We start from the raw sequence: 11,702 nt of genomic DNA, 5'->3' as shown, positions 1-11,702 counted from the left end.
CGCGCGGCACAGCCGGGGTTACACAGCCGGGGTCAGGTTGAGAGGGTCCGGTTTCATGGACATCCGAATAGGGGACAATATGCCCCGAGAGGATATACATGACAAATAAGCAGTTGCCATCGAAGCGGGAGATCACTCCCGCTTCATCCGAAGCTGCCAGTGCGAAGCGGGCGACCTATACCGATGAGTTCAAGCACACGGCGGTAGCGCGGCTGCATTCGAGAGAGCAGAGCGCGACTGATCTAGACATGGAATTGGGTATTCGCCGCAACATGCTGTACAAATGTGCTGAGAAGATCGAGAAGCAAGCGCCGGACAAAAAGCTGCGCGCACCTGGCCGACCGGCTACTGGCCATCGAACAGATATACGCCGTCGCTCATAAGCTAGGCATGTCGCTCCAAAGCGTAATGGATGGCGGCAGGGCAACGCCCGCCGTCGCGAGACGGCAAGGCCAACGATATCGAGACCCGTCGGAGCCTTCCAACACGTGGGCCGGGATCGGACCACAGCCAGTATGGTTTAAAAAGCCTTGGCCGCGGGCGTGCCCCTTGACAGTTTGCGGGAGTGAGAGGGCTTGGCTACAAGCTCTCAGACAGAGTGGTCTCTTTGGTGAGCTTGGGCTCCTCCAACAGTTTAGTTTTGTAGCGCATAAGCTCTTCCTCTGACACGTCAAATCGCTTGAACCAATCCTCCGCGGCCAGGCCAGTTAGCTTAGGCTCGCCGTCCTGCGATCCTTGATGCAAGTCGTCTCCAGTCTCCATGCGAACGCTTCGAAGGACCATCGCCGGTAGGACATAAATGGAGGGCTTTGGATCTAGCTCCTTAGCGGCGATTTCTGGAGCGGGCCCCGCTTGGATCACGATCCCATTTTCGTAGTTATACTTCGCGAACCAATTCTGGGGCAGCTCAGACCGAAGCGTCGCCAAACCGCCCGTCTTCTCGACCATAGAATTGTTGATCGCAGTGAGCCAGCCGATGTTGACGAGATGGTCATCTATGCCTTCATCGTGCCAAGATCGAATGATTCCCGCGCGACCCGCGTCGAGCCCCGCCATCTTGGCCGCCATCGCGGCTTCGGTGGCCTCGTTCTCATGGGGGCGAACAATTGACAAGTTGAACGCGAAGCCGGCGTGCCCATGCTCTGCCTTTAAGAGTTTCGCGAAGTCCACAAACAGTCGCTGGAACAATGTCGGGTTTTGCTCGATGACTTCTTTCGGGACAGAAAACACAAGCGAATCCACACCATTCCATCCGAGTTTCGCTTGCCATTCGCGCAGACCTGAAGCGAAGAATCGCCAAGGGCTCGCGTCGTGGGCCTTCTCTCCGCCAGAGTAGGCAAAACTGATATGGTCTTCGGGGCCCATCTTGTTCATCATCGCGCGCAGTGGCGGCGCTTTGGAATACGCGAATTGTCCAGGCCCTTCTGGAGGCGAGTCGCGCCATAGCCACGTCAAATGCTCTCTCGCAACAACTTCATAGGCGTCGAAGCATTTGCACAGAGCTTCGCGCGTTTCGGGGGTATGGGCGCCCTTAAAATACAATGTCCCTCGCACGCAAAGGGTCGCGCCGACATAATTTTCGGGTCCATGTTTCATAAGCATTGCGCCTGGCAACACACCGTGGCCGTGCTTCTCATTCCATTCCGCCATGAAGGCGCCCATATCGGGCTTGGCCATTGTTCTGTTTCCTTAAAAGACGGGGACGAGGGGCGGGGCCGGCGACAAAGGCGGTCGCGGCGTCTTCCCTTTGGTGAGAATATACGCGATCCACATGGCTGCGGCCGCAGCGAAGCCAAGCTCTTCAACAGGCATTTTTGGATCCTTGGGTTCCGATGAGTCGCAATCGCAATGCGCAGGTTGCAACGTCACAAGCTTGCCCTTGCCACCAATTATGCGATAAGCGTTCTCCTGCTCCTCGCTAAGCGAGTCGGGGGGGAACTTCATCTCTACGATTTGTTTGATGTTGTCCTGCGTCGGCGGCTTGGACGGGTCTTTGACGATCACCACGTCCGGCCGCCGAATAAGCCCGGTTCCTGGCTTGTAGCTTTGGCCGTGCTCAGGCTTCGAGCCCCAATACTTTCGGATCCACGCGGGTATAGTCCGCTAACTGAATGGCACTCTAAGCCGATTGCCCTTGTACTTCGGAGTCAATTATCACCTTCTCGTGATATTGCGTCGAGTTCTGATGCACCATCTGGCGCTGGTCTGATAATGTGCCAAGTGCTAGATGAATCCGATGGTTCCTTCTACCGCGACCCGCTCCCTGCAGATCACAGCAAATTCACCCGGGTTGCCAGCATCCGACAGCGAGACCGTCGATCGAAGAGGTACAGTGCTGCGAAAATGACAATCGATTGCCACCGGTACCTGGCCTGTCGACCGCTGGCGCAATGAGCAAGCCATGGCAACGGTGTGCATGCCGTGAATGATGGGCTGTTTCATCCCCATCAGTCGCGCGCTCCGTGCCCACAGATGAATTGGGTTCCAGTCACCCGACAACGCCGCATAGCGTCGCCCCGCATCGGCTTGCACGACCCATTGTTCGGTGGCTTCGCCGATGGGTGTGGCGATCGGTGACGGTGCCGTGCGCTTGGTCCGTTGCCCACGTTTGATCAGGTACCGGCTGGCACATGTGAAGACCAATTGGTCTCCGTCCGTCGCCTTCGTCTCCAGCAGACATTCGACCGCGCCGTTGGCTCGAGGTTCCGGCATCGACAGCGTCGTTGCAAGCGTCAGTGCTGCATCGAGCCGCACCGCAGAATGCATGGTCAGTGAGTTCGCGACATGAATCAACCCGACAATCCGAAACGGGATCGCACGATCGAGCATCGTCGCCAGTTGCGCGCGCTGCGCCAGCAAATAAAGGTAGGTTAGCGGCACGGGGCCGGGTGGGAAGCCGAATGCGTTGCTGTAGCGCCGCACGTGATCGATATCGATCCGGTCCAGCCGGTAGCTGGCCTGGATCAATCCCGCTGACACCCGCGCGGGCCGCTTGAACAATGCCCGTGCCAACGGCCAGGCACTGGCCCTGGGCAGGGCAGGGAGGGATGGAGGGGCCGGGCTATTCATCGACGCAGCATACCGCGTCGCCGCCCGCCCCCCCCGGAACCACAACAACGATATTCAGGCTGCTGCCTTGACCCGCGCCGTAATATGCGCCAGGGCCTCGTCAACCTGATCGATCAAAATGAGGCACAAGTCCCCATCTTCCAAACGCGAGAGCGCCCGGTCAATCGCCACGAATTCGCCATTGATTTCCTCGACGTGGCCCGTGCGGGTTGCATTGCTCAGCCCCGCGCGCAGCAGCGCGATAACTTCGCCATCGGCGCGGCCACGCTGGCACTGATCCTGATACAACAACACGTCGTCGAACGCCGCGCCCAGGATTTCGGTCTGCTGCGTGATGTCCTGGTCGCGCCGGTCGCCGGCGCCGCTGATCACCACCGAGCGGCGCTTGGCGGGCATGCTCTCGACCGCATTGACCAGCGCAGCGATCGCATCCGGATTGTGGCCGTAATCGGCGATCACGGTCGCGCCCTTGTAGTCGAACACGTTGAAGCGCCCCGGCGCATTGTCGCTCTCGCCGACAAAGGTTTTCAGGCCCAGGCGGATCGCGTCCCACGACGTGCCCACGCCCCATGCGGCGCCCACCGAGGCCATCACGTTCTCGACCTGGAAGCCCACCACGCCACCGCGCGTGATCGGCACTTCCCGCAGGTCGATGCGTTCGACGAACGATTCCTGCGCCGCCACCAGATAGCCTTCTTCGACGAAGACGACGCGGCGACCCTGGGCGCGGTGCATCGCCATGACCGGATTGCCCACGTCCTGCGCAAAGAAGGTAACGTCGCCGCGGGTCCGTTCGGCCATTGCCGCCACGGTCGGATCGGCGGCGTTAAGTACCGCCATGCCGCCCACGGCCACGTTCTGCACGATCACGCGCTTGAGTACCGCCAGGTCTTCGAGCGTGGTGATGTAGTTCAGGCCCAGGTGGTCGCCCGAGCCGATATTGGTTACCACGGCGACCTGGCACTTGTCGTAGGCCAGGCCTTCGCGCAGCAGGCCGCCGCGCGCCGTTTCGAACACGGCGGCGTCGACGTCAGGGTGCAGCAGCACGTTGCGCGCGCTGCGCGGGCCGCTGCAGTCGCCGCTTTCGATGCGGCGGCCTTCGATGTAGACGCCGTCGGTGTTGGTCATGCCGGTGCGCAGGCCGGAAGCCGTGAGCAGGTGCGCGATCAGGCGCACGGTGGTTGTCTTGCCGTTCGTGCCGGTGACGGCCACGATCGGGATGCGGCCATCGTCGCCGTCCTTGAACAGCGTGTCGACGATCGCTTCGCCGATCGGGCGCGGTTTGCCAAACGATGGCGCCAGGTGCATGCGCAGGCCCGGGGCGGCGTTGACTTCGACGATGCCGCCGTTCTGGTCCTCAATCGGTTTGAGGACGCTGTCGCAGACCAGGTCGACGCCGCAGATATCCAGGCCGATCATGTGGGCGGCAGCGACGGCGCGCGCTGCGACTTCGGGGTGCACGTCGTCGGTGACGTCGGTGGCCGAGCCGCCGGTGGACAGGTTCGCATTGTTGCGCAGGACGACGCGCTGGCCGATGGCGGGCACCGAGTCCGGCGTCAGGCCGTTCTGGGCCAGCGTGCCGATGGCGATGTCGTCGAAGCGGATCTTGGTCAGCGACGTGCCGTGGCCATCGCCGCGGCGCGGGTCCAGGTTGACCTGCTCGACCAGTTCGCGCACGCTGCGTTCGCCGTCACCCACCACCTGCGGCGGTTCGCGGCGCGCGGCGGCCACCAGCTTGTCGCCCACCACCAGCAGGCGGTAGTCGTGGCCCGGCAGGTAGCGTTCGACCAGGATGTCGTCGCGGAATTCGCTGGCGGCCTTGAAGCCGGCGTCGAGCTGTTCGCGGGTGGTGACATTGACCGTCACGCCCTTGCCCTGGTTGCCGTCCTTCGGCTTGATCACCACGGGCAGGCCGATTTCCATCGCGGCGGCCCACGCGTCATCGGGGTCGGAGACGCCCCGGCCTTGCGGCACCGGCACGCCGGCTGCGTCGAGCAGCTTCTTGGTCAGTTCCTTGTCCTGCGCGATCGATTCGGCAATCGCGCCGGTGGCGTCGATTTCGGCGGCCTGGATGCGGCGCGCGCGGCTGCCCCAGCCGAACATGACCATGCTGCCTTCGGTCAGGCGGCGGAACGGGATGTTGCGGGCCACGGCGGCCTGCACGATCGAGCCGGTCGACGGTCCCAGGCGCACGTCTTCGTCGGTCGCGCGCAGCTGTGCCAGCGCGGCGGGCACGTCGAACGGGGTGTCGTTGCGGGCCGCTTCGATCAGCTGCTGCGCCAGTTCGAGGGCCTGGCGGCCGACGTCTTCTTCGCTGTATTCGACGACGACCTGGTAGGTGCCGGTTTCCAGCGTGGCAGTGGTGCGGCTGAACGTCACCGGGCAGCCGGCTTCGGCCTGCAGGTGCAGCGTGACCAGTTCGAGCACGTGGGCCAGCGGGATTGTTTCATAGTGGCCGAACGGCTGCAGGCCGCCGATCTGCGGGAAGCGCACGCGCAGGCGCGATTCGAAACCGGGCAGTTCGCCGATCGATTCTTCCTCGGGCGTGCACGTCACGATCGCCTCGACCGAGGTGTGGTGGCTCCAGAGATTGGGGCCACGCAGGGCCCGTACGCGAGATACTTCCATAAACCGTCATTCCTTTCGCGGGCCGCGCACCGCGCGCACATGCGCGGGGGCGGGCGCCAGGCCCGGCAGATTGCCGGGCAGTGTCATTCAATGTGTCGTTTGTTTTGGTGTCGCGTCGAACGCGCGCAGGCCGCCGCACAGCAGGTCGCTCGGCACGCCAAGCGCCCACGCCGCCGCGACTGCCGCCAGCACGTTTTCGGGGTACTTCACGGTGGACGGCTTCATCGTGTCCAGCGTGTTCAGGCGCGTCTCCGCGTCGCCTTCGGCCAGCATGATGCGTCCGTCACGGACGAACACGATGCGCTCGCCGGCCGCACGGTGCGCCGCCAGCACCGCATGGTGTTCGTCGAAGGCATAGAAGATCACGCCGCCGTCGCACAGTTCGGCCAGCGCCGCGACCTGCTCGTTGGCGGCGTTGAGTACGGCCACGCCGTCCGGCAGGATCACATCGACCTGGGTGCGGATCACGTTGCGCAGGGCGTCATCGTCATGGATATGGAACTCTGCCAGGTCGGCCAGGCCCGCCATGTCGGTCACGACGCCCACAGTGCAGCGGTCGTAGGGCAGGCCGTCCTGCAGGATCGAGCGGGCGTTCGATTCGAACACCGCCGTCTGCACATTGCGGTTGATCAGGATGCGCTGGCCGGCTTCGACGCCCGTACTGTCGCGGTTCGAGATCACGCGCGCATTCAGGTACAGGCCTTCGCCGTTGGCCACGCCGACTTCTTTGCCAGTGATGTTGACCAGGCAGCCGATCAGGCGCGTGATCAGGCTGCAGCCCAGCGAGCCGGTCACGCCGACCACCGGGATGCGCGCCGTGTCGTCCGGCGCGAACAGGTGCTCGATGATGTCCTTGCCGACGTTGCGGGCGGTGCCGCTGGCCGGCTTGGTGTGGGCCAGCAGGCCCGGGCTGGCGTTCACTTCGATGATCGCGCCGCGCTGTTCGGCCAGCGGGCGGCTGATGTCTTCGCACACCAGATCGATGCCGGCGATGTCCAGACCGACGATGCGGGCGGCCAGTGCCGCGGCGTGCGCGACCTCCGGGTGGAGCAGGTCGGTGACGTCATCGGCGACGTTGCCGTTCATCTGGATCAGCACCTTCTGGCCGGCCGGCGGCACCGTGTCGGGCGTGAGGCCCTGGCGCTTGAGCTGCAACTGGTTTTCTTCGCTCTTGCGCGGCTCGACGGGGCTGAGCGGGAATTCTTCGCTTTCGCCGCGGCGCGGGTCGATATTGATCTGGCTGTCGCACAGCTCGGCCACGTTCTGGCGGCCGTCGCCCGTTACCCACAGCGATTCGCCGCGCGCGACGGCGACTACCTTGCGGCCGACGACCAGCAGGCGGTGCTCGCTGCCCGTGATGAAGCGTTCGACCAGCACCGAGCGGCTGTCGCCTTCTTCGGATGCGATCACGTAAGCGGCGCGCACTTCGGCTTCGGTATTCAGGTTCAGCGACACGCCGCGGCCGTGATTGGCGTCGATCGGCTTGACGACCACGGGCAGGCCGATGTCGGCGGCTTCTTCCCACGCCGCGTCGGCGCTGCGCGCGATGGCGCCTTCCGGCACCGGCACGCCGCACGAGGCGAGCAGGTTCTTGGTCATGTCCTTGTCGCTGGCGATGCCCTCGGCAATCGCGCTGGTGCGGTCGGTCTCAGCGGTCCAGATGCGGCGCTGCGCGGCCCCGTAACCCAGTTGCACCAGATTGCCGTCGGTCAGGCGGATCGACGGGATGCGGCGGTCGGTGGCGGCGTCCACGATGTGCGCGGTCGACGGGCCCAGGCACAGGCGGTCGACCATGTCGGTCAGGCACGCAATGGCGGCGGGCAGGTCGAACGGCTCGTCGTTGATCGCGGCCATCATCAGGCGATGGCTGACGTCGAGCGCAGCGCGGCCGACGACGTTGTCGCGCGTGCGGAACGCCATCTTGTAGACACCATGTTCGCCGGTGGAGCGGGTTTTTCCGAAGCCGGTCTTCATGCCGGCCAGGCTCTGCACTTCGAGCACGACGTGTTCGAGGATGTGACCGGCCCAGGTTCCTTCGTTCAGGCGCTCGATGAAGCCGCCGTGGTAGCCGACGCCGCAGTGGTGCTCGACCAGGCCCGGCAGCCAGGTGGTCAGGCGCGTCGTGAACCCGGGGAGCAGATTCGAGGGATAGTCTTCCAGTTCGCCGATGTCGAGCCAGGCCTCGATCACGGGACGATAGGTCCAGATGTTTGGTCCCGCCAGATAATTGATGCGCAGGAATTTGATGTCGTTCTTTTTCGTCATGTAAATACGTTGGTCACCTGGCGCTACTCCCACACCGGCGACTTATCCTTGTATGCCTGAGGTGTCACTACGTTAGCGAAAGGCCGCCAATCGCAGCGCACATCACGCGCTGATCTGATCCAGTTGCGGCTTTTACTTAGCCGCAATATTTTCACCAAAACACATTTCGTGTCATCCAAACCCTGCCCAAAAACGTTCTAGCGCTCTGTAGAGCGTTTGCTGCTTGGCATAAAAACAATAGCCACACGCTTCACCCATACCGAATCTTTGCCGAATTTAAGCCCGTTTCGGGCGCAAACCATGACAACACAACAATTTGCCAGTCCGTCTTCGCTGGCAGTAGCCGCTAGTTTCTTGCCTGATAACTGGCAAAATGACGTCGCGAAACAGCTTGCACCAGGGGAAAACGTTTTAAGCAGCGTGGAGGTTGACCTCGATGCGAAATTACATTTCTCAAAAGGATTAGTTCTGGTCACGGACCGGCGCTTGCTGGCGCGTGCACCAGGCGAAACGGCGTGGCGCGACTGGCCATACCGCGAAGGACTGGCGCTGCGCCACCACGACCACGCCGGTGTCGGGCATCTTGAACTGACCGATGCGCATGGCCTCTTGGCCAGCTGGCGCTTCACGCTGGGCCAGAACCTGCACGCCGTGCGCGTGGCTGACCAGTTCCAGGATCAGATGGAAAGCGCGCTGACGGGTGTGGCCATCCAGCCGCCCGAGCAGCACACTTGTCCAAGTTGCAAGGCGCCGCTCGACGCTGACCAGGACGATTGCCCGATCTGCGAAAAAGTCCTGCACACGCCGCCGTCGACCTGGACGCTGTTCCGCCTGTGGCGTTTCGCCAAGCCTTATCAGGGGCAATTGTTCCTGGGCTTCCTGCTGATGCTGGGCTCGACCGGCGCGCACATGATTCCGCCGTACCTGACGATGCCGCTGATGGACAATGTCCTGATCCCGTACCAGAACGGGCAGCAGATCGACACGAACCTCGTGTACATGTATATGGGCGGCTTGCTGGCCTCGGCCGTGCTGGCCTGGGCGCTGGGCTGGGCCAAGACCTATGTGCTGGCGCTGGCGTCCGAGCGCATCGGCGCCGACCTGCGCTCGACCACCTACGAGCACCTGATGCGCCTGTCGCTCGAATTTTTCGGCGGCAAGCGCACGGGCGACCTGATGGCGCGCATCGGCAGTGGCTCCGACCGCATCTGCGTGTTCCTGTCGCTGCACCTGCTGGACTTCCTGTCTGACGTCCTGATGATCATCATGACCGGTGTGATCCTGTTCTCGATCAATCCGTGGCTGGCCCTCGTGACACTGGCGCCGCTGCCATTCATCGCCTGGATGATCCACCTCGTGCGCGACAAACTGCGCACGGGCTTTGAAAAGATCGACCGCGTCTGGGGCGAGGTGACCAATGTGCTGGCCGACACGATTCCGGGTATTCGCGTCGTGAAAGCCTTTGCACAGGAAAAGCGCGAAGCGGCCCGTTTCCGCGAAGCCAACCGGCACAACCTGAACGTCAACGATAAGCTCAACCGCGTGTGGTCGCTGTTTTCGCCCAGCGTGTCGTTCCTGACCGAACTGGGCCTGCTGGTGATCTGGTGCTTCGGTATCTGGCAAGTCTCGCGCGGCGACATCACGGTCGGTACGCTCACCGCCTTCATCGCCTACAGTGGCCGCTTCTATGTGCGCCTCGATTCGATGAGCCGCATCGTGTCGGTCACGCAAAAATCGGCCTCGGCCGCCAAGCGCATCTTCGACATTCTCGATCACGTCTCGAGCGTGCCCGATCCGGTCAACCCGGTGCAGGTCACCAAGGTCGAAGGCAATATCGAGCTGCGTGAAGTCGGCTTCCGCTACGGCAACCGTGCGGTCAACCGCGGCATTTCGCTGAACATCAAGGCCGGCGAGATGGTCGGCCTGGTCGGGCACAGCGGGTCGGGCAAGAGCACGCTGGTCAATCTGATCTGCCGCTTCTACGACGTGTCCGAAGGCGCCATCCTGCTCGACGGCAAGGACATCCGCTCGTTTGCCGTCGCCGATTACCGCCGCAATATTGGCCTGGTGCTGCAGGAACCGTTCCTGTTCTTCGGCACCATTGCCGAGAACATTGCCTACGGCAAGCCGGATGCATCGCGCGAAGACATCATCGCGTCGGCCAGGGCTGCGCACGCGCACGAATTCATCCTGCGCCTGCCGCAGGGCTACGATTCGATGGTGGGCGAGCGCGGCCAGGGTCTGTCGGGTGGCGAGCGCCAGCGCATCTCGATTGCGCGCGCACTGCTGATCGATCCGCCGATCCTGATCATGGACGAGGCGACTTCGTCGGTGGACTCGGAAACCGAGAAGGAAATCCAGAAGGCGCTCGACAATCTGGTGCAGGGCCGCACGACCATTGCCATTGCTCACCGCCTGTCGACGTTGCACCGCGCCGACCGCCTGATCGTGCTCGACCGCGGCGTGGTGGTGGAAGAGGGCAGCCACGATAACCTGATGGCGCGCGAAGGCGCCTACCACCGCCTGTACGAAGCGCAAGCGCGCAACGTGGACCAGGACCTCGACGACAAGGACGCATGATGAGTACTGTTCCGACAACCCCGTTTCAGCTGCGCCGCAACAGCTTCGGCAAGCTGGTGATCACATTGGAGACTGGTGAAGAATACGTGGGCATCACGCCCGTGCGTGCCTTCCCGATCCAGGCGCCGACCAGGGGCATTTCGCTCGTGCGCGATGGCGGCAAGGAAGTCGCCTGGATCGACGACCTGGCCACCATGCCAGAGGATATCCGCACGCTCGTCAGCGATGAAATCGGCGGACGCGAGTTCATCCCCGAGATCATCAACATCAAGGATGTGTCGAGCTTTGCCACGCCGTGTACCTGGTACGTGACGACCGACCGGGGCGATACCGAGTTCGTGCTCAAGCTCGACGAGGATATTCGCCGCATCGGCGAAGCGTCGCTGCTGGTGGCCGACAGTCACGGCATCAACTTTTTGGTGCGCGACATGTTCAAGATCGACAAGCACAGCCGCAAGATCCTCGACCGATTCCTGTGACGGGCAGGGCGTCCCCGCTTTGACCCGTCAGCGGGAGCATGTGGTCCCGTACGTTCGTCTGCCCACATACCAGCGGTGCAGATGACGTTACAGTTGTCTCATCGGCCACACGGCCTTCGCTTACAGGAGACGACCATGGATTCCATCAACCGCAATCAGCCCGAAGAAAACCGCCGCGATCTGGCAGGCGCAGAGGCGATCGAACGTATCAAGGACATCATCGACGATGCCGAAACCGGCTTCTTCATCACCGGCGGCGGCACCGGCGACAGCCGCGGCGTGCGCCCGATGAGCGTGCGCGAGACCGACGACAACGGCGCCATCTGGTACCTGGGCGCGATCGACAGCCACACGAACCAGGAACTGCAAGCCAATCCGACCGTCAAACTGTTCTTCCAGTCAGGCGAAAACGCCGCATTTCTCGAACTTGACGGCCACGCCGAAGTCTCGCAGGACAAGGCCCGCATCAAGCAACTGTGGGAGCCGCTGCTGAAAACCTGGTTCACCGAAGGCGAGGACGACCCGCGCATCATCGTGATCAAGGTGACTCCGAAGTCCGGTTATTATTGGGACAACAAGCACGGCGGCATCGTCGCCGGTGCAAAAATGGCGATCGGCGCCGTGCTCGGCAAGACGCTAGATGATTCCATTGAAGGCACGCTGACCTTCTAAATCAAGAAG

9 protein-coding genes are annotated in these 11,702 nt (G+C 62.7%); 4 read left to right on the top strand and 5 right to left on the bottom strand.

Annotated features, from left to right (window positions below):
- The first annotated feature begins 98 nt into the window (after positions 1-98).
- Positions 99-383 (top strand): transposase, encoded by a 285-nt coding sequence (locus AC56LY_RS13830; RefSeq protein WP_499580404.1) that lies wholly within the window; start codon positions 99-101, stop codon positions 381-383.
- A 196-nt stretch (positions 384-579) separates the two neighbouring features.
- On the opposite strand, the gene AC56LY_RS13825 is transcribed toward AC56LY_RS13830, so the two are convergent.
- The 5 genes from AC56LY_RS13825 to AC56LY_RS13805 form a co-directional block, all read right to left on the bottom strand.
- Positions 580-1,677 carry a type VI immunity family protein gene (locus tag AC56LY_RS13825; RefSeq protein WP_499580402.1) on the bottom strand — a complete coding sequence of 366 codons (1,098 nt, stop codon included), beginning with the start codon at positions 1,675-1,677 and terminating at the stop codon, positions 580-582.
- A 12-nt stretch (positions 1,678-1,689) separates the two neighbouring features.
- Positions 1,690-2,022 (bottom strand): VRR-NUC domain-containing protein, encoded by a 333-nt coding sequence (locus tag AC56LY_RS13820; protein ID WP_499582049.1) that lies wholly within the window; start codon positions 2,020-2,022, stop codon positions 1,690-1,692.
- A 201-nt stretch (positions 2,023-2,223) separates the two neighbouring features.
- Positions 2,224-3,000: a MaoC family dehydratase gene (locus AC56LY_RS13815; RefSeq protein WP_499580400.1), complete on the bottom strand. Its 777-nt coding sequence runs from the start codon at positions 2,998-3,000 to the stop codon at positions 2,224-2,226.
- Between the two features lie 123 nt (positions 3,001-3,123).
- Entirely contained in the window at positions 3,124-5,697 is a 2,574-nt protein-coding gene (gene cphA / locus AC56LY_RS13810; protein ID WP_499580398.1) for a cyanophycin synthetase, read from the bottom strand.
- Between the two features lie 87 nt (positions 5,698-5,784).
- Entirely contained in the window at positions 5,785-7,962 is a 2,178-nt protein-coding gene (locus tag AC56LY_RS13805; RefSeq protein ID WP_499580396.1) for a cyanophycin synthetase, read from the bottom strand.
- Positions 7,963-8,262: 300 nt separating this feature from the next.
- Between AC56LY_RS13805 and AC56LY_RS13800 the strand changes: the two genes are divergently transcribed.
- The 3 genes from AC56LY_RS13800 (at position 8,263) to AC56LY_RS13790 (ending at position 11,693) form a co-directional block, all read left to right on the top strand.
- Positions 8,263-10,542 (top strand): cyanophycin metabolism-associated ABC transporter, encoded by a 2,280-nt coding sequence (locus AC56LY_RS13800; protein WP_499580394.1) that lies wholly within the window; start codon positions 8,263-8,265, stop codon positions 10,540-10,542.
- The gene (locus AC56LY_RS13795; protein WP_499580392.1) at positions 10,539-11,021 is read left to right on the top strand and encodes a cyanophycin metabolism-associated DUF1854 family protein; all 483 of its coding nucleotides are present in this window, start codon (positions 10,539-10,541) and stop codon (positions 11,019-11,021) included. Before AC56LY_RS13800 ends, AC56LY_RS13795 begins: the two co-directional genes overlap by 4 nt.
- Positions 11,022-11,156: 135 nt before the next feature.
- On the top strand, positions 11,157-11,693 hold the full coding sequence (locus tag AC56LY_RS13790; protein ID WP_183555553.1) for a pyridoxamine 5'-phosphate oxidase family protein: 537 nt from the start codon (positions 11,157-11,159) through the stop codon (positions 11,691-11,693).
- Positions 11,694-11,702 lie beyond the last annotated feature (9 nt).

This window comes from Telluria sp. ZT3P25 (assembly GCF_059685895.1).
Note: the sequence above shows the minus strand (reverse complement) of the source record. Positions and strands in the feature narration are given on the sequence as shown.

What these genes read in the sequence shown, in the direction of transcription:
- AC56LY_RS13825 (WP_499580402.1), bottom strand. Translation starts at nt 1,677, where the DNA reads ATGGCCAAGCCCGATATGGGCGCCTTCATGGCGGAATGGAATGAGAAG.
- AC56LY_RS13795 (WP_499580392.1), top strand. Translation starts at nt 10,539, where the DNA reads ATGATGAGTACTGTTCCGACAACCCCGTTTCAGCTGCGCCGCAACAGC.
- AC56LY_RS13830 (WP_499580404.1), top strand. Translation starts at nt 99, where the DNA reads ATGACAAATAAGCAGTTGCCATCGAAGCGGGAGATCACTCCCGCTTCA.
- AC56LY_RS13800 (WP_499580394.1), top strand. Translation starts at nt 8,263, where the DNA reads ATGACAACACAACAATTTGCCAGTCCGTCTTCGCTGGCAGTAGCCGCT.
- cphA (WP_499580398.1), bottom strand. Translation starts at nt 5,697, where the DNA reads ATGGAAGTATCTCGCGTACGGGCCCTGCGTGGCCCCAATCTCTGGAGC.
- AC56LY_RS13805 (WP_499580396.1), bottom strand. Translation starts at nt 7,962, where the DNA reads ATGACGAAAAAGAACGACATCAAATTCCTGCGCATCAATTATCTGGCG.
- AC56LY_RS13790 (WP_183555553.1), top strand. Translation starts at nt 11,157, where the DNA reads ATGGATTCCATCAACCGCAATCAGCCCGAAGAAAACCGCCGCGATCTG.